The following is a 23883-nucleotide window of genomic DNA, read 5'->3' on the forward strand; positions in this document are numbered from 1 at the left end:
ATTTTTGCTTGCTTTGTATGTTTGCTTCTATATTAAAATAGAAGTCCTACACATTTGGTTCGTTTGCTTGCTTTGTTCAGTTTTCAAAGGTCTACATCATTGCGTTAGCAACTCTTATATCATATCAGGTTGATTTTCGAAAGTCAACACTTTTTTTAAAAGTTTTTTCGAGAAAATTTTCATTTAACTTTCTTCGCTAACGGCGACTTCGTTATAATAACAAATGAAGTTTCTACTTGTCAACATCTTTTTTAAAAAAATATTCAAAAAAGATTAAACAGTTATTTGAAAAACAACTTCGTTAGAATAACATCTTATCCTATCATCTGTCAACTATTTTTTTAACATTTCGGACATTTATTAATATACCAATTAAATCGCTTCTGGTCAACAACTTCTATATAAAAATATACAATGAAAATACGCTAGTTTTCTACTCTCTTCGCTAATTGTTCGGATTTAACGACTTATCACTTCTAAATTTTATCCTACAAAGAAAAAAAAGAGAGAAAACGCAATATTACTTGCTGTCTTCTCTCTTTACGTTCACACATTTTATTTAAAATCTATCTCATTGTAGGGAACAACAGCACATCACGAATTGATTGTGCATCTGTTAATAACATGACTAGTCGGTCAATTCCGATGCCTAATCCGCCAGTTGGTGGCATACCATACTCTAATGCTTCTAGGAAATCTTCATCCACACCATGCGCTTCGTCATTTCCAGCTTCTCTTTCTGCATCTTGCGCTTCAAAACGTGTACGTTGATCGATTGGATCATTTAATTCCGTAAAGGCATTCGCAAATTCACGGCCAACAATAAATAATTCAAAACGATCTGTAAAGCGTGAATCATCTGGATTTTTCTTCGCTAATGGCGACACTTCGACTGGATGTCCATAAATAAAGGTTGGTTGTTCTAACGTTTCTTCAACAAACACTTCAAAGAACTCGTTTAAAATATGACCCACGCCCATCGCATCCGTAATTTCTACGTTATGTTCTTTCGCTAAAGCACGTGCCTCTTCTAATGTTAACTCTTGCCAGAAATCAACACCCGTTTGCTCTTTAACCGCATCTACCATATGAACACGACGGAAAGATGGGCCTAAATCAACCGATACACCATCATAAACTAATTCGGTCGTACCTAATGTTGCTTGAGCTGCGTGGCGAATAATTCCTTCTGTTAAGTTCATAATATCTTTGTAATCAGTGTAAGCTGTATAACACTCTAGCATGGTAAATTCAGGATTATGCGTTGTATCAATCCCTTCATTACGGAAAACACGACCAATTTCATAGACTTTTTCCATTCCACCAACAATTAATCGTTTTAAGTGAAGTTCTAGAGCGATTCGCAAATAAAGCTCAATATCTAGCGCATTATGGTGCGTTTCAAACGGACGAGCCGCTGCACCCCCGGCTTGATTATGTAGCACTGGTGTTTCAACTTCAATATAACCTTGTCCATCTAAGTAACGACGGATTTCACTAATGATTTGACTACGTTTCATGAAACGATCAAAACTTTCGCGGTTACTAATTAAATCTAAGTAACGTTGACGGTAACGTTGTTCAATGTTTGTTAAACCATGGTACTTATCTGGTAAAGGACGTAATGCTTTTGATAGCAAAACAAGTTCTTTTGCTTTAATTGAAACTTCGCCGGTATCAGTTTTCATTATTTCACCGGTTACACCGAAGAAATCGCCTAGATCACCATGCTTGAATAGCTCATATGCCTCATCGCCAACTTGATCTTTACGGACATAAATTTGAATACGACCTTCACGATCTTGTAGATGTGCAAAACCAGCTTTTCCTTTGCCGCGTTTAGTTACCATACGACCGGCAATACTACTTGATAAATCCATTTCCTTTAATTCTTCTTTAGTTCGTGGGTTGAATAATTCATGCAACTCGGCAGAATTATGGGTACGATCAAACCGCTTACCAAACGGATCAATTCCTTCTTGTTGCAATTGTTCCATTTTTTGGCGGCGAACTAACATTTGATCATTTAGTTCTTCTTGAATTTGATGCTCCTCTGTCACGAGTTTTCCTCCGTTTCTGTCTTTGACTTCTTATCTATAATGCCAATGAAATGCCTAAAAAGCAAGCTGAAGTTCATTTTCAACTCACTTTTTTGCATTTTTTCTTTTAACGAGCGATTGGTTGTTGCTCTACTTTATCTAAAAACTCTTCTAACAATCCCACCATCGTCTCGCGGTTTTCTGCTTGGTTAATCGCAGCTTTAACTTTCGCTGCTCGTGGAATCCCCTTCAAGTAGTACGCTGCATGTTGACGAAACTCTCGTGAAGCAACTAACTCTCCTTTCAATTCAATCAAACGATCGAAGTGAATTTTAGCCGTTTCAATTTTTTGGCGTGGCGTGGGCTCGCCGATCAGCTCACCAGTAGCTAAGTAATGTTGTGTTTGATAAACCATCCAGGGATTTCCTAACACGGCGCGACCAATCATAACTGCATCACAACCAACTTCGTCAAGCATCCGTTTGGCGTCTTGCGGGGTACGAACATCGCCATTGCCGATAAAAGGAATCGACAAGTGTTTATTTACCTCTTTTAAAACGTCCCAATTGGCTTTTCCTTCGTACATCTGTACCCGCGTGCGACCATGCATCGCAATTGCAGAGGCCCCTGCCGCTTGAGCAGCTTTGGCATTTTCTACTGCAAAAATATGATCTTCATCCCAGCCAATACGCATTTTCACAGTGACGGGCTTATCAATCGCTGAAGAAACTGCCTCGACCATCTCATAAACCTTATCGGGATCAAGTAGCCACTTTGCACCAGCCTCGGCTTTAATAATTTTATTAACTGGACAGCCCATATTAATATCAATTATATCAGCAACTGTATTTTCAGCGACAAATTGTGCTGCTTCAACAAGTGACTCCTTTGCCCCACCAAAAATTTGCAAACTTAGCGGGTGTTCTCCTTCTTCAATGTGAAGCATTTCGAGTGTCTTTTTATTACGAAAATGGATACCTTGGTCACTAATCATTTCACAAACCACTAAACCAGCACCCGCTTCTTTGACCGTTACGCGAAAAGCCGCGTTCGTCACTCCAGCCATCGGAGCAACTACGACTCGATTCGGGATTTCAACATTGCCGATTTTCCAACTTTGGTCCATTACGCTTGGCCCCCAACAATTTCTTGTTGCAACGCACGTAAATCCTCTTCATCAAAGTAGTATTTATTATTACAGAATGAACAAACGGTTTCTGCGCCATGATCTTCCTCAATCATTAGCTGCAATTCGTGACTTCCTAAAGTAATTAGCGCTTGGCTAAATTTTTCTTTTGAACAATCACATTTAAATTGAACGGGTACTTCTTCTAAAAACATGATTGGTTGCCCTTCAAAAATAATTTCTAATAATTCTTCAGGTGTTTTACCGGCATCAATTAAATCTGATACACGTGGCAAGTTCGCTAATCGCGTTTCAAGATCACTAATTACTTCTTCATCTGCACCAGGCATGACTTGAATCATAAAACCACCGGCTGCTTTAATTGTTTCATCTTTATCAACAAGCACACTTAAGCCGACCGCTGAAGGAATCTGTTCTGATGAAGCAAGATAATACGTAAAGTCATCGCCTAACTCCCCAGAAACAAGTGGCACTTGACCAGAAAACGGCTCTTTTAACCCCAAATCTTTAATTACGGTTAAAACGCCATTGGTGCCAACTACGCCACGAACATCAATTTTTCCATCGCCATTTAAAGGGATACTGACGTGGGAGTTTTGAATATACCCTTTTACATTTCCTTTGGCATCACCATCAATGATAATTGCACCACCCAGGCCGTCTCCTTGAATTTTAACAGTTAAACGCTCGTCTTCGCCTTTTAATCCGCTATTACTTAATAACATCGTTCCAATCATCGCACGACCTAACGCCGCCGAAGAAGAATGCCAAGTGTCGTGTCTTTTTTGCGCTTCAGCGATTGTGGCTGTCGCATTGACTGCGTAGGCACGAATATAACCACTATATACTAAAGCTTTTGCTAAATAATCTTTCATTTGATTTCCGCTCCTTTAATTACTTCTTGCATCATACCTGTATCTTTTTTATTTTTCAACTTCGAAGTTTTCTTTTTTAACAGATTTTTATAAAAGGTTGTTTTTTCAGCAGTTAACTTCGAGCATGAACGAAGAGGATTTGAAAACTTTTTATCCCGGGCAAAAAAGCCATGAAAAATGATTTTTTCATGGCTTTTTGATTATTCGTTTGTTTCTTCTTGCTCTTCTGCTTGGACTTCTTTTTTCTCTTCCAATTGTTTTTGCGCGTCTTTTTCTTCTAAAGCACGTTTCGCTTCTTCATAAGATTGTGCAGCGTGTTCACTTGGAAATTCATCATCTTTAAAATCAGCTGGCATTGCGCCTGTTTCAAAGAGTGATTTAATTGCTTTTGCATCAAGTGTTTCGAACTCTAATAATTTTTCGGCAATTAAAATATTCTTTTCACGATGCTCTTCGATAATTTCACGCGCTTTTGTATGGGCGTCGGTTAAAATTTGACGAACGGCTTGGTCAATTTCAAAAGCAACTTGTTCAGAGTAAGCTTTTGTTTGACCATAATCACGACCAACAAATACTTGGTGGTTCCCTTCGTATTGGACTGGACCTAAATCACTCATCCCATATTCAGTAACCATACTACGTGCGAGAGCAGTTGCTTGTTCAAAGTCATTTGAGGCACCAGTTGATTGCACGTTAAAGAAAACTTCTTCAGCTGTTCGGCCACCAAGTAACCCAACGATTTGTTCAAACATATCTTCTTTTGTTAGTAAGAACTGATCTTCTTTTGGTAAAGCGATCATATACCCACCGGCACGGCCACGTGGAATAATTGTTACTTTATGAACAACCCGCGCGCGACTTAAGACAAGCCCACAAATTGTATGACCGGCTTCATGATAAGCCACCATCTCACGTTCACGTTTACTGATGGCACGGTCTTTTTTAGCAGGTCCCGCAATCACACGGTCTTGCGCTTCATCAATGTCCGATGCATCGATTTTCTTTTTATTACGACGAGCAGCAACTAAAGCGGCTTCGTTTAAGACGTTTTCTAACTCTGCACCGGCAAAACCTGGTGTTTGTTGTGCCACGACTTTTAAGTCTACGTCATTGGCTAGTGGTTTATTGCGCGCATGCACACGCAAAATTGCTTCACGGCCTTTCACATCTGGGCGACCGACTAAAATTTGACGGTCAAAACGACCTGGACGTAATAAAGCTGGATCCAAAACATCTGAACGGTTCGTTGCAGCAATTACGATAACTCCTTCGTTACCGCCGAAGCCATCCATTTCAACTAATAATTGGTTTAAAGTTTGTTCACGTTCGTCATGTCCGCCACCTAAACCGGCACCACGTTGACGACCGACTGCATCAATCTCATCAATAAAAATTATAGCGGGTGCATTTTTCTTCGCTGTTTCAAACAAGTCACGAACACGGCTAGCACCGACCCCGACAAACATCTCAACGAAATCTGAACCAGAAATTGAATAAAATGGTACACCTGCTTCACCGGCAACGGCTTTCGCTAAGAGTGTTTTACCTGTTCCTGGAGGTCCTTCTAAAAGTACCCCTGCTGGAATACGCGCACCTAATGCAACAAAGCGACGTGGGTCTTTTAAGAACTCCACGACTTCCACTAATTCTTGTTTTTCTTCTTCCGCACCAGCAACGTCAGAAAAACGAACTTTCACGGCATTTTTGTCGGCTTCTTTGGCTTTTGATTTCCCGAAGTTCATCACGCCACGGCCACCGCCACCACCGCCGCCACCTTGTTGACTCATCATCATGTAGAAGAAGAAAATGAAAATCACTAATGGTAAGAAGCTAATTAATAATGATAACCAAATACCACTGGTGGATTCTTCTTCAATTATCGTTTTAATATTATTTTCTTTTGCTAACTCGGTAATTTGACTTAAAGTCGAATCATTTGGCAAAATAATCGTCGTAAAGCGTGACGTCGAGCCTTGGGTTGTCCCTAAAACACTTAGTCCGCTATTATTTTCAATTGTTTGCTCTTTTTCGTACTGCCCAGTCACACGATAAACACCGTTGGCTGGTTGAATCTTAAATTCCTTGATATCGCCATTTTTTAACTGTTGGACAAATTTTGAATATTCAATTTCAGGTGTCTGACTGTTTCCGTTACCAAAGAAAAAGTACACCACCATGACCATGGATAATAAAATTAGCACATAATAAAGGGTATTGCGAACCGTACCCTTGTTTTTATTGTTCATGCGGTTCCTCCTTAAGATTTTGTCTGGTTTTTCTTATTATATCGTACCACACTATAATTGAAAACGTTCAATTTTAGTTTTGGTAGACGCTTGGTTTTAAAACACCAACATACGGTAAGTTGCGGTATTGCTCTTGGTAGTCTAAACCGTAACCGACGACGAATTCGTTTGGTACGTCAAAACCAACATAATCGGCTTTAATATCAACCACACGGCCTTCTGGTTTGTCAAGTAACGTCACGATTTTAACTGATTTTGCTTTACGGTATTTGAATAAATCGACCAAGTAAGCGAGTGTACGCCCACTATCGATAATATCTTCCACAATTAGCATATCGCGACCTTCCACGTTGGTGTCCAAGTCTTTAATAATTTTAACTTCACCTGAAGAAACCAAAGCATTCCCGTAGCTTGATACGTCCATAAAATCCAATTCTAATTGACAGTCCATTTCTTTAACAATATCAGCCATAAAAGGAATCGCACCTTTTAGTACACCTACCACTAATGGATTTCTCCCTTGGTATTCTTCCGTTAAAATGGCGCCTAATTCTGCACAACGTCGGCTAATCTCTTCTCTCGATACTAACGTTTTTTCGATGTCTTTTTCTAACATAAAGTTCTCCTTCCAATCTTACTTCTGGTATTTATATAGAAGTACGTAGTGTATTTTATCAGTTTCTTTGGGAATACTCAAATAAGAAAGCATATAGGGCAATAGCGCCAAAATGGTTTCATTTTCATCGCACAAAACCCACGCGTCTTCTCTTTTGTTTTGCGGGATTTTTTGATCAATCAAATAACGCGAAAGACGCTTCGTTAAGCTGGAAGATAAAGCAATCCGATCGCCCGGTTGTCTTTTGCGTAAGGTTAGCTCAATGGTTAAGTCTAGTTTGATTGTTTGACGATATTCCGACCAATCTTTGACTTTTTCGGGAATTTTTTCTTGTCCCGGTAAAAAAAGGCCTACCCATTGGTCTTCTGTTAAATAAATTCCTTGATTTCGCTTTAATGAAAAGACCCCTTCTGATGCTTGAATTTGTTTTTTCTTTTGGAGCAAAAGTTGTTCGTATTGGCGTGAAAATTCCCAATCATCGGTTAAGTCAATGCGCCACTGCGGTTTCTTTTTCTCTAGCAGTTTTTGCACTTGCTGGATTTGCTTATGTGAAATAGCTAAATTAAATTTTTCTTGCCCTTGTTTTATGATATCGGCTAAAAAATAGGTTTGTTCAGTCGTTGATTTTTTGGCATACCAAGTTAAATCAATTGTGATCGAATCCTCGAAAAAAACAACCGCTTCTTCACGCCAGATTGCTTGTTGTTGCGCAAGCCATTCTTCCAACCGTAGCAGTTGTTCTGAAATTTGCTGAAAATGAGCGAACGCTTGGGGATTTTCTAACTTCAAAGCTGGCAAAACTTGTTGGCGCAAACGATTTCTTTGATAACAGTCACTTTGATTTGTTTCGTCTTCATAATAAATCAATTGATTTTTTTGTGCATAGGCGATAATGGTTTCTTTGGGCGTATGCAGTAACGGACGGATCAATTTGCCATTGTTAAAAGGTTGCTCAAGTTGCATGCCTGAACTCGCAAAAACTTCACCCGTGCGAATCATTTTCATCAACATCGTTTCCACTTGATCGTCTAAATGGTGGGCAGTGACTAGGCAAGGGTACGCTTCTTCTGCCATGATTTTTTTAAAAAAAGCATAACGAAAGTCTCTGGCTTGGGCTTCAATATTGCGCACGGCTGGGTCTTCCCAAGTTGCCATGTAAAAAGGCAACTCTCGATCGTGACAATATTCCGTTAAAAAACGGGCTTCTGCCATCGATGCCGCCCGTAATTGATGATTGACATGGGCAACTCCTATCGTTAATCCCGTCGGACGCAATTGTTCTAATAAGTGAAGCAAGACCATTGAATCAATCCCCGTTGAGACGGCGACTAGCACGCGACCGTTTGTTGGCCACCAGGCATGAGTCGCGGCTTTTTGCGCGATTTGTTCAGGATCCATCTTCTTCCCTCCATTTTTTACCTAATGAAAAAAACAGGTGGGCATTTAATCAATCTTTTGATTCCCACCTGTTATGTCGTTTAAATTAGTTGCGACGACCACCGCGGCCACCGCGTTTGCCTTCGGTATTGCGACGAAGCGAAGATAAGCGATCATCACTATCTTTTAAGAAAGAACTCATTAGCGAATCGAAGTCTTGTTTTCCTTGATTACTTGTACTTTGAGCTTTTGGAAATGGTTTCTTTTGTTGTGGACGTTGGAAGTCCTTTTTCGGATATTCACGTTTTTCTTCTTTTGGTTGATCTTTGGCTTTACGAATGGATAAGCCGATTTTCCCATCATTTCCGACAGTTGTCACCAAGACCGTGACTTCATCACCAACTTTTAACACATCGTTAATATCTTTAACAAAACCGTCAGAGACTTCACTGATATGCACTAACCCTGTTTTACCTGACCCCAAATCAATAAATGCACCAAAATTGGTAATTCCTGATACTTTTCCTGGTAATTTTACTCCCACTTCGATTGACATAAACCCTTTGTTCCTCCTAATTTTCAAATCCTATAGTTTATTTCTTTTGTTACTTTATTTATTCGCTGTTTCACTTTCTGGCAAAGGAAAGAGTAACTCGCCTTCTTTGGAATAGTAAAAACGTTCGCGAGCAATCTTGGCTACATAATCGTCATCGTGGAGCAAATCGACTTCTTTTTGCAAAGCAACCACTTCCTCTTCTAATGCTTTTTGATCCAAAATTGTTTGTTCTTGGTACGTTTTTAAATTTTGCAAACGTAAATAATCATTAAATAAAGGAATACCTAAACTAATGAAGAGTGCCGTTGCAACTACCATAATGGCCGCAAGACGACGGCGACGAAAAATAACTTCACGCTGTTTTTTCACTTGTTTACCATAATTCTCTTTAACATAATCGTTATCAAGGTATTGTAAGTTGTTTTGGTTTTCTTGCTTCATTTGGTAGACACTCCTTTTTCGCTTGTCTTTTTCATTATACCAACATCTAAAAGGCTTGTCTAACCAATTTTAATCGAATGTTGCTTGTTTTGTCTCGGAAAGAAGCGTGTACATTTGACTGGCATCTTCTTTTTTGGTTGATTCGTGCAACTCACGAATTTCATACTCCACGCAACGATTCCCAAATTGAATCTTTAAGCGGTCACCGACTTTGACGGTACTGCTTGATTTAGCGAGTTTCCCATTAATTTGAATGCGACCTTTATCCGCGACTTCTTTTGCGACGGAGCGACGTTTAATAATCCGAGAAATCTTCAAAAATTTATCTAGTCTCATTTTTTTCTCCTTGTTTTTTGTAATATTTTTTTACCAAAAGGGAGCAATAGCCATTCACGAACGGTAAAAACTTGAAACTTAAGTAAAGCAAAAAGCAAGCTACTCATTCCTACTAGCACCCCTAATAAAGCAAAAAGCAAAGCCATTTTACGGTGCTTTAAAGGGCCGTAAAGCCAGGCAATACTTTGATTAAATAGTAATAATGACACAACCATCACACTTAAAGCGGCCATTACACGCCAACCGAAAGCGCGTTCATACCAAAAACGATTGACACTCGACGACTCATTTTTAATCAAGCACAGCAACGTCACGACTAACGCCACAAGCGTCGCTAGACTCGCTCCTAATGTGTGCCACCAGTAGACAAAAAGCGGTGTGGCAAGTCCTTTTAGTAAGAGACCAATGAACGCGGCTCGAATGGCGGGCATGAGACGATTCTTACTTTGGGCGACACTTTGATACCCTTGAATGACTGCCATTAAAACGACCGAAAAGACAAATGAACTTAACACAAGGTTACCTGCTTGGTCTTTAAATAAGGCATAGTTCATGTAAGGCATCACTAGGGCCAAGCCAAACGACGCCGCTAACCCTAGGGTAGTCGTTAAACGTAAATAGAGTTTCGTTGAAAACAAAAAAGCTGCTGCGTTTTTTTCTTGTAAATATTTCGTTAACATCGGCAAAAAGCCGGTACTCAAGGCTAAGGCGACGACCAAGCCTAATTGAACAAGTGGTTGGCCGCGATCAAAGACTCCTTTTTCAATGCGCGCTTGTGTCGTTGACCAGCCACTTTTCTCAAGAAAGTTGACCAATAAAAAAGAATCCAGTAATTGAAATAAAATCAAGTAGCCACTATAAAGCGAGACCAGGCCACCTTCGATTAAAAACCGGCGACGGACAGCTTTTTTGGGCCAAGCTGAAATGGTTGGCCATGACCAGCGAATTTGCCATTTAGAACGACGGCGATGCGCCACAGCCAAAATTAAAATCGCCGCGAGCCCCCCAATAAAAGAGCCCCACATCGCAACTTGTGAAACGCGGTAAACACTCCAACCACCAATAAAACGAAAGTAGATCGCTGCCCATAAAATAACACCAACTCGTAAAAACTGTTCCACAACTTGAGAAATAGCCGTCGGAACTAAAATAAATTGACCTTGGAGTTGGCCACGATAAAGTGTTAATGGCGGGATCAACAAGAAGGTATACGACGTTACTTGAATAATTGGCTGTAAAGCTTGATCTCCCATTAAATACGCAATGACCGGACTCCCTAACCAGACGAGCCCCCACAAAAAGATTGACAGCCAGAAAATGAACGTTTGTAACTGAGCGAAGACTTTCTCTTGCTCATTTCCTTCATCTTGTTCAGCCACATATTTTGAAATAAATTGTGGTAAACCGGTCAAAGCGAGTGTCATCGCCAAGCCATAAAACGGATAGACTTGTTGATAAACATAGAACCCTTCATCGCCAACAAAGTTTTGCAGCGGCACGCGATAAAGTGCACTTAAAACTTTGGCAATAAAAGCCGCGACCGTTAAAATAAAGGCTCCTTGTACGAGATTTTTTAATGGACTTTTCGCCATTTACTCACCTACTCACTTTTTGTCGTTGGCACTTGATTGGCAAACCGTTGTTGGCGTAAAGCTGCAACAAAAGCTTGCAATTCATTTAACCACACGAGCGTCTTCATTTCATTTGGTACGGTTAATTTAATATGCATCTGTTCCTTTTCTACACCTAATGTGGCTTTTAATTTTGTCTCCCCTAAGGCAGCAAAAAGTTGTTCCACTGAAAAGAGTTTAGTGCCTGCTTTGCTTAAAACAATTGTCACGACACCATTAAACTTACGAATCCGCTCGAGTAACGCGCGATCGCCATTCATCTTAATTTCACCAACCGCTAGTAGATGGATAACTTCCGCTGGGTATTCACCAAAACGGTCGATTAAATCATCTTGCAGTTCATCAAGTGCTTCAACTGTCTCTAATTCACGAATGCGTTTATAAATTTCAATTTTTTGACGTTCATCAGATAAGTAAGTCGTTGGGATATACGCATCAATGCCTAAGTCAATTTCAACCGAAGTCTTTTCACTTTGCGTATTTTTCCCTTGTTTGCGTTGCACGGCCTCGGTTAACATTTGTGAATACAAATCGTAACCGACCGAATCAATAAAGCCATGTTGTTGCGCACCTAACAAGTTCCCAGCACCACGAATGGATAAGTCCCGCATCGCAATTTTAAAGCCCGAACCAAGCTCGGTAAAATCTTTAATCGCTTGCAGACGTTTTTCACTAATTTCATTGAGCGTTTTATCTTTTTGATACATAAAATAAGCATAAGCGACTCGATTGCTTCGGCCGACTCGCCCACGTAACTGATACAAGGTTGAAAGCCCCATATAATCCGCGTGTTCGACAAATAACGTATTGGCGTTCGGGATATCAACGCCCGTTTCAATAATCGTTGTCGAAACAAGCAGGTCGTATTGGCCTTCAATAAAATCAAACAAAGTGTTTTCTAATTGTACTTCCGTCATTTGCCCGTGCGCATAACCAATCCGCGCCTCTGGAATTAATTCTTGTAGTTCACTGACTTTTTGTTCAATCGTCGCCACACGGTTATATAAATAAAAGACTTGCCCCCCGCGAGACATTTCCCGTAAAACCGCCTCACGTACCGCCCCAGGATTTTGCTCCATGACGTAAGTTTGAATTGGGTAGCGGTTCTTTGGGGGCGTCTCAATCACGGATAAATCCCGAACCCCTAACATCGACATATGTAACGTCCGCGGAATCGGAGTCGCCGTAAGGGTTAAGACGTCCACTTGAGAACGCAACTGTTTCAAGCGTTCTTTGTGCTTCACTCCAAAGCGTTGTTCTTCATCGACAATTAATAAGCCTAAATCCGCAAACTTTATGTCTTGGGATAAAATACGATGCGTCCCTACGACAATATCAACTTGGCCTTTGCGTAATTTTTCCATCGTTTCGGTTTGTTGCTTCTTCGTGCGAAACCGACTCAGCAAATCAACTTCAACCGGAAATCCTTCAAAACGGCTTAACATCGTTTCGTAATGTTGTTGCGCCAAAATCGTCGTCGGCACTAAAAAGGCGACTTGTTTGTTTTCTTTAATCGCTTTAAAGGCTGCCCGTAAAGCCACCTCGGTCTTACCAAAACCGACGTCACCGACTAATAAGCGGTCCATCGGTTTGGCTTTTTCCATGTCGCGTTTAATTTCTTCGGTACTACGCAATTGGTCATCGGTTTCGGTATAAGGAAAGGCGTCTTCGAATTCCTTTTGATACCCATCATCTGGCGCAAAAGCATAGCCTTTTTCTGCTTCACGTTTGGCATATAATTGAACGAGGTCATCGGCAATGTCTTCAATTTTCGAAGCTACTTTTCGTTTAGTTTTAACCCATTCATTGCCACCTAATTTATTAATTTTAGGTTGTTTGGATTCGGAGGCAACATACTTTTGAACTAAATTGAGTTGCGTAACCGGAATAAATAACTTGTCTTCATTTTGATATAAAATGGTGATGTAATCTTGATGAATCCCATCAATCGCGATGGTTTCCATCCCTAAATATTTCCCAATCCCGTGATTAACATGCACGACATAATCGCCAATTTTTAATTCATTGTAGCTTTTCAGACGTTCTGCGTTGGAGATTGTTTGACGATGCGTTCTTTTTTTCGAGACTTTTTGGAAGATTTCCTTTTCCGTAACAAAAACGATGCCGTCTTGTGGCAATTCAAACCCACTTTGTAAACTTCCTTCAATGATTTGCGTACGACCCGTAAATAATTGATCCGGGGTCGTTTCTACCGCATAAATTTGATGTTCGCGAAATTCTTGGGCTAACCGTTTACGGCGTTCTTGTTCACTGACGATAAAGATGACTGTTTGTTGTTTTTTCTCCCAGCGGTCGACTTCGGTTTTTAGCAAACCCATTTGACCAAAAAATTGTTGCATCGGACGATACTGAAAATTATGAATCACTTGAAAGCGTAAGCCGCCCATCCCTTTTTGAAACAATGAAAAGTAACTCGTTTGAAACTCATTTTTATTTAAAATTTGAAACAAGTCGCCACCAAATTGCTGATCTGAAAAAACGCGCAATTCTTCAATTTTCATCGTATGCCATTGCGCTTCTTCTTGTTGCATCTCTCGACTGGCTTCCATGATTCGGGCATAGTCATCTAAAATTAAAAGACTGTTTGCAGGAGAGAAAAAATCCAAGATGGTATGCTTTTCTTGATATAAGAAATCGGTATAAAAAATAGCATTTTCCCCAGGAATCCCTTCTTGCCAAAGTGTGCCGACTTGATTGAAGTAATCCGTTAACGTCTGACGATCGGCCTCATTTTGGGTCACAGCTAAGCGTTTGTCGAGTTGCATTTGTAGTGCTTGATAACCCTGTTGTAAGTTTTCTTTTGAAAAAACTAAATCCGTTGTCGGTGAAAGGGACACACTCGTAATATTTTCAATCGAGCGCTGTGTTTCTTCGTCAAACGAACGCAACGAATCAATTTCCGTATCAAACAATTCGATGCGAATCGGATTTTCCGTATCCAGTGGGTAAATGTCAATGATACTACCGCGGATGCTAAATTCGCCGGGCTTATTAATCATTTCTTGTCGTTCATACCCCATCAAAACGAGTTGCGTCGGCAATGTTTCTAAATCAATGTCACTGCCAATCGTCCATTCAAAATGATGCGCTTGCCAAGTGGCTAAACTTGGGACAAAACGACGAACACCGGCAGCAGGTAAAACGTAAATCCCCTTTTTTTGTGCCAACGCAGCATTTAACGTCGCCACTCTTTCTGCTCGTGCTTCTGGTGACGAAAAAGCCATCTCAGCAGAAATCATTTCATCCACTGGATAAACAAAAACGTCTGGTGTGTAATTTCTTAAATCATCGGCTAATTGATTGGCGTAAAATAAATTCGCTGTGACAACTAACACTGATTTTTGTAATTGTTCATAGGTCCCCAAAATTGCTAAGGTTTTTGCTGAACCAGAAAGACCCGTCAACAATTGACGTGTCCCACCGGTTTTTAGTTCTGTTTGCCAAGCACTCATTAATGGCACTTGATTCATTAAATTTATTATATTCATTTCGGCTCCTTATCCATTAAATCGATTCATCGTCGCTATAAAATCTGCTTGCGTTAAATAATCGATGGTTGCTTGCCAAGCTTTATGTAAACTTTCCTCCATCAAAGGTGTTTCTTCTTTTGAAAACGGGCTTAACACGTGGTTTACAACGGTTGTGCCTTTTTTCGGACGGTCAATTCCAATTTTAATGCGCTTAAATTCTTGCGTTCCTAGATGAGCAATCAAACTTTTCATCCCATTGTGACCACCCGCGCTCCCTTTTTGACGCAAACGGATTTTCCCTGCCGCTAAATCTAAATCATCATAAATCACCACTAATTCCTCAGGATAAACCCCTAAATACGTCATTAAAGGCCCAACCGCGCGGCCTGATTCATTCATATACGTTTGTGGCTTGACTAAGAGAACTTTCTCGCCATTTAAAAAGAAGGTCGCAACTTCTGCTTCAAAAGGATTTTTTTGAAAGGTCGCTTGGTATTCTTTTGCTAATTCATCCACCACCATAAAGCCAACATTGTGTTTGGTTTTTTCGTATTTTTTACCTGGATTACCGAGGCCAACAATCATTTTCATTTCGTTTTCTCTCCGTGATATTTATTGTAATAAATCAACGCAAAAGCATGAGACTGGAAAAAGTTTGGCTTTTTCACACCCTCAACCGCTATCGCTTTAACGATTCTATTTTTTACAAAATAATTATACCACACCTCGCTTCGTTCTTTAGAGTTTCTCCTTCAATTCTTGCTTTTTTTTAAGAAAGGCGGATCCTTTTTTGCATGAAAAAGACTTCCTATGCCTTCCGTTTTCAAAAACAAAGCGCTTATTTTCGTTGTTTCAAGGTTTCAAACAAAAAAATCCACGGAGCAATCAGCTGTCCGTGGATTTTTTGGATTATTTTTAAGCGTTTTGTGCATCTTCTTCTGCTAATTTTGCAAAAGCCGCATCTAAAATTTCTTTTAATTGTTGGGCAGAAGCATGCATTCGGTCTAGCTCACCGTCAGATAACGGAATTTCAAGAACCTCTTTAATTCCTTGAGCATTAATAACCGCAGGGGTACCAATGTAAATATCATTTAAGCCATATTCACCATCTAAGTAAACCGATAACGGTAATACCGCATGCTCATTATCTAAAATCGCTTGCGTAATCCGAGATAGTGCGGCTGCAATCCCGTAAAAAGTTGCTCCTTTTTTCTCAATAATTTCATATGCTGCATCACGAACTTTAAAGAATAAATTGACCATTTCTTCTTCATCAATGTCGTCGCGGTTTTTCATTACCCAGTCATAAATTGGTAAGCCCCCAACATTGGCATGAGACCACACTGGAAACTCTGAATCACCGTGTTCCCCCATGATATACGCATGAACGTTACGCGCATCTACTTCCATTAACTCACCTAGCGCTTGGCGGAAACGGGCCGTATCCAAAGAAGTCCCTGAACCAATGACACGCTCTTTCGGGAAGCCTGAAAATTTCCAAGTCGAATAAGTTAAAATATCCACCGGGTTAGCTGCGACTAAGAAAATACCATCAAAGCCAGAAGCCACAATTTGTTGAACAACGGAACGGTTGATTTTTAAATTTTTATGCACTAAATCTAAACGCGTTTCACCAGGTTTTTGAGCGGCACCCGCTGTAATCACTACAATGTCGGCATCGTGGGCATCGCTATAGTCTGCGGCGTATATTTTTTTAGGCGACGTGAAAGCCAACGCATGGGATAAATCCAATGCATCTCCTTGCGTTTTTGCATAGTTAATATCAATAATCCCAATTTCTTGTGCGATATTTTGAGTGACTAAAGCAAACGCGTAACTAGAACCGACTGCACCATCTCCAACAAGAATGATTTTTTGATTATCTGTTTTAGGTTTTAAATTTGTCATAAATATACCAACCTTTCGTCTTTTATTTACTTCACTTTACATGCTACCATTTTCACGATAATTTGTCACGAATTTATTCTTGAATTATAACAGTTTTATTAACTGTTATAATTTCGCATTGAATGAAAAAAAGATTGATTGCTACGCGAACGTTTTCAATTACAAACGGTCCAACTTCCCACTTATTCTCTTGACTGGTATAAAAGAAGAAGGAACTGTATTCTATTTTAATTTTTATCATTTACCAAACGTTTTATCATGCCTTACTCATAAAAAACAGCCGTGCCACTCTTTTTAGCCTTTATCTTAATTTTCTCTTAGGAGAGATGTTTATTTACGTGCCTTTTTTAGAGAGTATGGTAAGATAATAATGAAAAAGTGAAAGAAAATAATGGAGTTGATTAAATTAATGTCTCGTTCGAAAATACACGCTTCTAAAAACAACGCCCCGCTGAAAGTAAGCATCCTAGTGATTAGTATTATTTTACTCTTGTTAGCTGGTTTGTATGTTTGGCAAAGCTTGACTTACAAAAATCGTTTTTTACCACAAACAACCATTGGCGATTTAAACGTGAGTGGCTTAACCGTCAAAGAAGCTAATAAAAAATTAACCGATGAATATAGTGACTTAAGCTTTACCATTACCAATCAAAATGAAACACTACAAACAATTAAAAAGACTGAATTTGGCTTCCAACCCGATTTTGCAACGGAATTAACCAAATGGCAAACAAAACAAAACTCTTGGGCTTGGCCCTTGTCTTATTTTTCGAAAACAAAGCATACCTTGGCACAAGCCGCCTTTGATGAAGCACAACTCGATGCTCGTAGCGAAGCTTTACAAGCCGAGTTGACGACCTGGAGTCAACAACAAACACAAACGAAAAACGCAACGTTGACCAGAAACGATACGGGCTTTTCTATCACACCAGAAGTAAACGGAAATTCAATTGATGTCACGAAAGCTATGGACGCAATCAAGCAAGCCGTGCTCGACGGTAAATCAACCGTTGATTTAGCCGGTTTTGTTGAAAAACCAACAATCTTATCCACTGATGAAGCCTTACAAAAAGAGTTAGCAACCATTGAAAAGGTCACCAATATCGAAGCCTATTATAAAATCAATGGGCAGACTTTCCAAATTCCAAATGACCTTATTGCACAATGGGTAGTCTACGAAGACAATCACGTCAATTTAGACCGTACCAAAGTGCAACAATACGTCAGTGAGTTAGGCGCAAATTACAATACGAGTAGCAACGGTTCGACTTTCCAAAGTAGCTTACGCGGAGAAGTCCATATCCCTGCTGGTACGTTAAGTTGGACGATTTCTACTGAGAGCGAGACGGATGCACTGATTGCTGACATTTTAGCAGGCGAAGCATTTACTCGTTCCCCAATCGCTCAAGGAAGTGCATCGACAAGCACGCCTTTAATTGGCAACACCTACATTGAAGTCGATTTAGTGAACCAGCACATGTGGTATTACAAAGATGGCAGCCTGGCATTAGAAACCGCTGTCGTCACCGGTAAACCGACAACGCCGACGCCTCCAGGAGTGTTTTACGTTTGGAATAAAGCACGCGATGAAGTCTTGCGTGGCTTTAATGATGACGGAACCAAGTACGCGTCACCGGTTAAGTACTGGGTACCGATTGATTGGACAGGGGTCGGGATCCATGATTCTGATTGGCAAAGCGCTTATGGCGGACAACTTTGGCAAACGGTTGGATCACATGGATGTATTAACACGCCGCCTTCTGTCATGGCTAAACTTTTTGATATGATTGAAGTTGGCACACCCGTCTTAGTCTTTTAATTTCAAAAAACTCGAATGCTTTCTTTTCATCCAAAGAAAAAGCATTCGAGTTTTTTATTCTTCTACCGATGTATAGACTTCCGTGACGTCATCATCATCTTCTAGTTTTTCAACTAATTGTTCTAATTGCTGCTGCAAATCCGCCGCTAACGCAATGGTCGTCTGAGGAACCATCGTTAACTCGGCTTGCGCTAAAGAAAATTCTTGTTCAAGTAAATCACGGACACTCGTAAAATCTTCCGGCGCGGTATAGATTTCAAAAACTTCCGCCTCGGTGATTAAATCTTCCGCCCCTGCTTCTAAAGCTTTTTCAAACATTTCTTCTTCAGAAATGGCTAAGTCTGTCCGTTCAATTGCGATGTAACCTTTGCGATCAAATAAATAATTGACTGAGCCTGTTTCCCCTAGGCTCCCGCCATTTTTATTAAAAGCCACACGAATATTTGTCGCCGTACGATTGCGGTTATCGGTTAATGTCTCAACTAAAACCGCTACCCCTCCTGGTCCATACCCTTCATACGTCACTTCTGCATAATTGGCACCATCCGTCGAACTAGTCGCTTTTTTAATTGCGCGTTCCACGTTATCGTTTGGCATATTGGCTGCACGCGCCTTATCAACGGCTAAACGCAACGCTGGATTGGTTGCCACCTCATCGCCACCATTTTTAGCTGCAATAAAAATTTCTCGTGATAATTTTTGGAAAATCTTTCCTCGCTTGGCATCTTGTGCATTTTTACGCCCTTGAATATTTTTCCACTTACTATGTCCGGCCATCACCGTGTCCCCTTCCATTTAGGTTTTTAATACAAACGCTTTTCACGCCATCCTATGATGAACCAACAAAAAACAATCCCCGTTAACGCTCCGACTGAATCAAGCGCTACGTCTTGAAAAAGCGGGGTACGCCCACCCGTCAGCATTTGATGAAACTCATCCATGGCTGCATAACCTGTTGCCGCTAACCAAGCAAAAAAGCCGGCTAACGCTAGGTTTTTCAAACGCGGGACAAGCGCTAAGAAGAAGCTACTGCCTAAAATGAAATAGGTCGTAAAATGGGCCCCTTTGCGAATAAAAAATTCAACAAAAGAAAAATACCCACTTTTGGCAATACTCACTTCACTACCGGCGTAAGAAAAAGAAATTTGCGAAAGCATTTCTTTTAAAGGTTCATTTTTAAGCAAACGACTCAATAGGCCAATTTGCGATTGTTGTTCATACGTTTGTGAAGAGCTATAAAATAAAAGCCCCATCATTGAAAAAGCAATGATTAAATATAAATTACCATTTTTTCGATATTTTTGAATCATACAGTCCCTCAATCCGACGTTTGCTTGCTCGCGCCCTAAGCTTCAACTTCTTCAACAATGAATTCGACAGCCGGCAACGCAAAAACATTTTTTAACACGTCGTTGACTTTGGCAAACAATTCATCATTTTTTAAATAACGATTTTGGAGCGTTTGAGCGACTCCTTGGCCTTCGTAAGTCAAACTCCCATATTGTTCTTTGGCACTCACTTCTTGCCCGTCTTTTTTGAATACAATGTAATCGTCATCCATCCCCATGACTAACTCTTGACGAAAGCCATTTTTTAACGCCACAACCATCACTAATGATTCAACGTCTAGCCCTTCTAGTGGAGTTGGCGTTTGGTCAAAAGCAAGTGCGTAAGTCGTAGCCGGCACAACCGGACAAGCATTGCAGCCACCTTGAACGAGTTCGGTTGTACAAGTAATTGTTGCTTTCATTTTATTTCCTCCTTGTATGCTGATGTTTTAATTTTACCATTTAATTAACGGCCGGGCTAGCACTCGCCAAATTTCCTCAAGTGAACCAACTTTTTTCGCAAATGATTTCATTTTAAGAATAACTATTCCTCTTTACCACTTTATACGTTGTACACACCTTCAATTGTGTTTTTCACGTTTAAAATAACACCGTTTTCTAAAACTTTTATTGGACTTCGACATTATTATTGTCTTTTTTTCGTATTTTTTCGTATAATTTTAATGATTAAATAAATTTTAAGGAGTGAATTTTTATGGAATGGATCAAATTGATTGGGATTTTAATTATTCTTGTTGGCTTTATTTTAAAATTCGATACCATTGCGGTCGTGATTATCGCCGCCTTGTCCACTGCCCTTGTTTCCGGTCTTTCATTAACCGAGTTTTTCACGATTTTCGGCGAAGCTTTTGTTAAAAATCGCCTTGTAACGATTTTCTTGCTGACGTTGCCGATGATTGGGATTTCAGAACGTTTTGGTTTGCGACAACAAGCGATTATTTTAATTGAGCGAATTAAAGGGCTGACGGTCGGGCGTTTTATTACCCTTTATGCGGTCATCCGGCAAATTGCGGGTCTTTTTGGCATTCGTATTTCTGCCCATCCCCAATTTGTACGACCAATTGTTAACCCCATGGCCCAAGCAGCCGCAAAGGCTAAATTTGGTGAAATCTCAGCAGAAGACGAGGATAAAATTAAAGCTCGTGCCGCCGCAAATGAGAACTTTGCTAATTTCTTTGGTCAAAATACCTTTGTAGCCTCTTCTGGTGTCTTATTAATTGTTGGTACTTTAGATTCACTTGGCTATGACGTCTCCAGTTCTGCCATCTCACGAACAGCACTGATTATCGCGGTGATTACTCTCATTGTCATTGCCATTTATAATCATTTATTTGATTTAAAACTGGCTCGTAAATATACCAATAAAGGAGGGCAATAGTCATGGCTCAATACATTCCACAAATTTTAGAATTTTTCTACATTGTGATTGGTTTATTGTTAATGATGACGGCTGTGCGGACGTTTAAAGATACGACCAACCCGCAACGCTTTGGCACAAGTGCTTTTTGGCTAATTTTAGGCGTCATTTTTGCTGCTGGAAACTTTATTCCTTATTTGATTTCTGGTATTTTATTAACCGTCATTGGGATTTTAACGTTATTTAAACAAGTTAAAATCGGGAAAACCGCAACCATTACTGAAGAAGAAGGGCAAGCAGGGGCTAAACGTCTCGGTAGTTGGATTTTCTTTCCAGCCGTGACTTTAGCGGCCGTAGCGGTTGGTGTTTCTTATACCCCACTTGGCGGACAAGTTGGGATTGGCGTTGCTTCTATTGTTGCCCTACTCGTTGCGATGTTCTTAACCAAAGCGAGCCCTAAAACCGTGGCCGATGATACCGATCGCATGTTTCAAGCAGTCGGAACCGTGGGCATCTTGCCGCAATTGTTAGCCGCTTTAGGCGTGATTTTCACCGCTGCTGGCGTGGGCGAAGTGATTGCTAGCGCGATTTCTACGGTCATTACTGAAGGCAACCGTCTGTTAGGGGTCATTGCTTATTGTGTCGGTATGGCCTTATTTACCATGGTTATGGGTAACGGTTTTGCGGCCTTTACCGTCATTACTGCTGGGATTGGTGTACCCTTTGTCATTGCACAAGGCGGCGACCCAGTCATTGCTGGAACACTAGCTATGACCGCTGGCTTTTGTGGGACCTTAATTACCCCAATGGCCGCAAACTTCAACGCTCTACCCGTTGCTTTACTTGAAATGAAAGATCCAAATGGCGTCATTAAAGCCCAAGCACCGATTGCCGTGATTATGCTAGGAATCCACATTGCTTTAATGTACTTTTTAGCTTTTTAATTCGAATCAAAAGAAAGGATGAACAAAATGAAAATTTTAGTCACCGGTTTTGACCCTTTTGGGGGCGAACCAATTAACCCAGCCTTAGAAGCCGTAAAAGCATTGCCTGATAACATTTTAGGGGCCGAAGTCATTAAATTAGAAATCCCTACTGTTTTTGGTAAATCCGCCGAAGTCGTCAAGTCCGCTATTTTAGCTGAAAAACCCGACGTCGTCTTAGCGATTGGCCAAGCAGGCGGGCGCTTTAGCATCACCCCAGAACGGATTGCCATTAACGTAGACGACGCACGTATTCCTGATAACGAAGGCAATCAACCCATCGATGTCCCAATACAAGCAGACGGTGCCGCGGCTTACTTTACGCAATTACCAATTAAAGCGATGGTCAAACAAATTAAAGAGGCCGGCTACCCTGCGGCCCTTTCAAATAGTGCGGGCGTGTTTGTATGCAACCACATTATGTACCAAGTGCTTTATTTAATTGATAAAGAGTTTCCAAACATGAAAGGCGGCTTTATTCATGTACCGTTTATTGCGTCACAAGTCGTGAACAAACCAAACCAACCATACATGAGTTTAACTGACATTACTGCCAGCCTTGAAAAAGCGATTGAAGCGATCGTATTATTTGACGACAAAGAAGACCTAAAAACAATTGAAGGAACGACCCACTAATGACTCAAGAAGAAATCCTCCCTTTATTTACTTACGGGAGTTTAATGCAAAATCTATTTAACTACGAAAAACACCTCCGCGGCAAAACAGTAGGAAGCGCCAAAAAAGCCCGCATCAAAGGACAATTATTTCACTTAACCGAAAAAGGATACCCAGCTTTACTTAAAGGTTTGGACTGGGTCTACGGTGAACTCTTTGAATTGAAAGACTTTACAAGCAATATTGAAGAACTAGATGTTTTAGAAGGATTTTCGCAAGACAAGCAAAAAAATGAATACAACCGCGAAAAACACGTCATCGAAATCTTTAATGAAGCGACCCAAGCCTATGACCAAACAACCTCAGCTTATGTCTATTTTTACGCCGAAGAAAATGACACGGACTTTCTTTTACATCGTCTTTATTTAGCTGAAGGGAATTGGCGGACGTATTATGAAACGTTAAAATAAGTAACAATCATAAAAAAACTCAACCACTTTTTAGTTGTGGTTGAGTTTTTTTGGTTTAACTATTCGCTTTTACGACGACGAGTAACAATCACTGTTCCTGCTAAACTTAAAATCGCTAGACCAGCTAGACTAATTAGCATTGGATTCGATTGATCTCCCGTTTGAGGTAGTTTCGTACCTGGTTTTGTTGTTGTCGTTGAACCACCACCTGATTGAGGTAAACGAGAACGTAGCGTATTCGTAATCGTCGTCCCTACAATCTTCGTTGTATAGCCTTCTACTTCATCTTCTAAAATAGTATAGTCATACGTTTTACCTTTTGAATCGTATAGAGGTAACTCTACAAAGGTTCCTTTCCAATCACTATTCGCCGTTAACTTCATTTTATCAATTTCTGTTCCATTTTGAATTAAGCGTACAGTAATACTATCTGGACGTAAATTATATTGGTTATTAAAGTCAGACCAAATCTTAGTTACTTCAACTTGCGTTGTAACTAAGCTATTTACCAACACAAATTGATGGGTGTCTCCGTCTTCCGTTAAGATACTAGTAACATTTGAGTCGTAACCAGGAACGGTGATTTCTTCAATCGTGTAATGGTATTCTAGACCTTCTGTATCGTAT

22 protein-coding genes are annotated in these 23883 nt (G+C 40.3%); 5 read left to right on the forward strand and 17 right to left on the reverse strand.

What is annotated here, in order from left to right:
* Nucleotides 1-566: 566 nt before the first annotated feature.
* The 13 genes from lysS to JOD14_RS11385 form a co-directional block, all read right to left on the reverse strand.
* Nucleotides 567-2060: a lysine--tRNA ligase gene (lysS, locus tag JOD14_RS11325; protein WP_204654906.1), complete on the reverse strand. Its 1494-nt coding sequence runs from the start codon at nt 2058-2060 to the stop codon at nt 567-569.
* 106 nt (nt 2061-2166) lie between these two features.
* Nucleotides 2167-3165, reverse strand: coding sequence for a tRNA dihydrouridine synthase DusB (dusB, locus tag JOD14_RS11330; RefSeq protein WP_204654907.1), 999 nt, complete (start codon nt 3163-3165; stop codon nt 2167-2169).
* Nucleotides 3165-4061 carry an Hsp33 family molecular chaperone HslO gene (gene hslO / locus JOD14_RS11335; protein WP_204654908.1) on the reverse strand — a complete coding sequence of 299 codons (897 nt, stop codon included), beginning with the start codon at nt 4059-4061 and terminating at the stop codon, nt 3165-3167. Before hslO ends, dusB begins: the two co-directional genes overlap by 1 nt.
* A 200-nt stretch (nt 4062-4261) precedes the next feature.
* On the reverse strand, nt 4262-6307 hold the full coding sequence (gene ftsH / locus JOD14_RS11340; RefSeq protein WP_204654909.1) for an ATP-dependent zinc metalloprotease FtsH: 2046 nt from the start codon (nt 6305-6307) through the stop codon (nt 4262-4264).
* Nucleotides 6308-6380: 73 nt separating this feature from the next.
* Complete coding sequence (hpt, locus tag JOD14_RS11345) at nt 6381-6923, reverse strand: hypoxanthine phosphoribosyltransferase (RefSeq protein ID WP_204654910.1); 543 nt, start codon at nt 6921-6923, stop codon at nt 6381-6383.
* An 18-nt stretch (nt 6924-6941) separates the two neighbouring features.
* A complete protein-coding gene (tilS, locus tag JOD14_RS11350) occupies nt 6942-8321 on the reverse strand; it encodes a tRNA lysidine(34) synthetase TilS (RefSeq protein WP_204654911.1) in 1380 nt (459 codons plus the stop codon).
* Between the two features lie 85 nt (nt 8322-8406).
* On the reverse strand, nt 8407-8856 hold the full coding sequence (locus JOD14_RS11355; protein WP_204654912.1) for a S1 domain-containing RNA-binding protein: 450 nt from the start codon (nt 8854-8856) through the stop codon (nt 8407-8409).
* 54 nt (nt 8857-8910) lie between these two features.
* A complete protein-coding gene (locus JOD14_RS11360; RefSeq protein WP_204654913.1) occupies nt 8911-9297 on the reverse strand; it encodes an FtsB family cell division protein in 387 nt (128 codons plus the stop codon).
* A 69-nt stretch (nt 9298-9366) separates the two neighbouring features.
* Nucleotides 9367-9633, reverse strand: coding sequence for an RNA-binding S4 domain-containing protein (locus JOD14_RS11365; RefSeq protein ID WP_204654914.1), 267 nt, complete (start codon nt 9631-9633; stop codon nt 9367-9369).
* Nucleotides 9630-11225: a putative polysaccharide biosynthesis protein gene (locus JOD14_RS11370; protein WP_204654915.1), complete on the reverse strand. Its 1596-nt coding sequence runs from the start codon at nt 11223-11225 to the stop codon at nt 9630-9632. Before JOD14_RS11370 ends, JOD14_RS11365 begins: the two co-directional genes overlap by 4 nt.
* 8 nt (nt 11226-11233) lie before the next feature.
* Nucleotides 11234-14773, reverse strand: a complete 3540-nt coding sequence (gene mfd / locus JOD14_RS11375) for a transcription-repair coupling factor (RefSeq protein ID WP_204654916.1) — start codon at nt 14771-14773, stop codon at nt 11234-11236.
* A gap of 9 nt (nt 14774-14782) precedes the next feature.
* Nucleotides 14783-15346 (reverse strand): aminoacyl-tRNA hydrolase, encoded by a 564-nt coding sequence (pth, locus tag JOD14_RS11380; protein WP_204654917.1) that lies wholly within the window; start codon nt 15344-15346, stop codon nt 14783-14785.
* A gap of 324 nt (nt 15347-15670) precedes the next feature.
* A complete protein-coding gene (locus tag JOD14_RS11385; RefSeq protein WP_204654918.1) occupies nt 15671-16663 on the reverse strand; it encodes an L-lactate dehydrogenase in 993 nt (330 codons plus the stop codon).
* A 409-nt stretch (nt 16664-17072) separates the two neighbouring features.
* Between JOD14_RS11385 and JOD14_RS11390 the strand changes: the two genes are divergently transcribed.
* Nucleotides 17073-18482: a L,D-transpeptidase family protein gene (locus JOD14_RS11390; protein ID WP_204654927.1), complete on the forward strand. Its 1410-nt coding sequence runs from the start codon at nt 17073-17075 to the stop codon at nt 18480-18482.
* 54 nt (nt 18483-18536) lie between these two features.
* On the opposite strand, the gene JOD14_RS11395 is transcribed toward JOD14_RS11390, so the two are convergent.
* From JOD14_RS11395 to JOD14_RS11405, 3 genes are read right to left on the reverse strand one after another with little or no spacing between them, the layout of a single operon-like run.
* A complete protein-coding gene (locus tag JOD14_RS11395) occupies nt 18537-19259 on the reverse strand; it encodes a YebC/PmpR family DNA-binding transcriptional regulator (RefSeq protein ID WP_204654919.1) in 723 nt (240 codons plus the stop codon).
* Nucleotides 19260-19285: 26 nt separating this feature from the next.
* On the reverse strand, nt 19286-19789 hold the full coding sequence (locus JOD14_RS11400) for a VanZ family protein (RefSeq protein ID WP_379962441.1): 504 nt from the start codon (nt 19787-19789) through the stop codon (nt 19286-19288).
* Nucleotides 19790-19827: 38 nt separating this feature from the next.
* On the reverse strand, nt 19828-20232 hold the full coding sequence (locus JOD14_RS11405; RefSeq protein WP_204654921.1) for a DUF4809 family protein: 405 nt from the start codon (nt 20230-20232) through the stop codon (nt 19828-19830).
* A gap of 293 nt (nt 20233-20525) precedes the next feature.
* On the opposite strand from JOD14_RS11405, the gene JOD14_RS11410 reads away from it, so the two are divergent.
* From JOD14_RS11410 to JOD14_RS11425, 4 genes are read left to right on the forward strand one after another with little or no spacing between them, the layout of a single operon-like run.
* Nucleotides 20526-21209: a DUF969 domain-containing protein gene (locus JOD14_RS11410; RefSeq protein ID WP_204654922.1), complete on the forward strand. Its 684-nt coding sequence runs from the start codon at nt 20526-20528 to the stop codon at nt 21207-21209.
* A gap of 2 nt (nt 21210-21211) precedes the next feature.
* Entirely contained in the window at nt 21212-22132 is a 921-nt protein-coding gene (locus JOD14_RS11415; RefSeq protein ID WP_204654923.1) for a DUF979 domain-containing protein, read from the forward strand.
* Between the two features lie 27 nt (nt 22133-22159).
* On the forward strand, nt 22160-22807 hold the full coding sequence (gene pcp, locus JOD14_RS11420; RefSeq protein WP_204654924.1) for a pyroglutamyl-peptidase I: 648 nt from the start codon (nt 22160-22162) through the stop codon (nt 22805-22807).
* Nucleotides 22807-23256: a gamma-glutamylcyclotransferase family protein gene (locus tag JOD14_RS11425; RefSeq protein ID WP_204654925.1), complete on the forward strand. Its 450-nt coding sequence runs from the start codon at nt 22807-22809 to the stop codon at nt 23254-23256. The genes pcp and JOD14_RS11425 overlap by 1 nt, the downstream gene beginning before the upstream one ends.
* A gap of 59 nt (nt 23257-23315) precedes the next feature.
* On the opposite strand, the gene JOD14_RS11430 is transcribed toward JOD14_RS11425, so the two are convergent.
* A partial coding sequence (locus JOD14_RS11430) for a Cna B-type domain-containing protein (protein ID WP_204654926.1) occupies nt 23316-23883 on the reverse strand: 568 nt, incomplete at its 5' end.

Source organism: Enterococcus lemanii, from assembly GCF_016909125.1.
Classification (GTDB): domain Bacteria; phylum Bacillota; class Bacilli; order Lactobacillales; family Enterococcaceae; genus Enterococcus_I; species Enterococcus_I lemanii.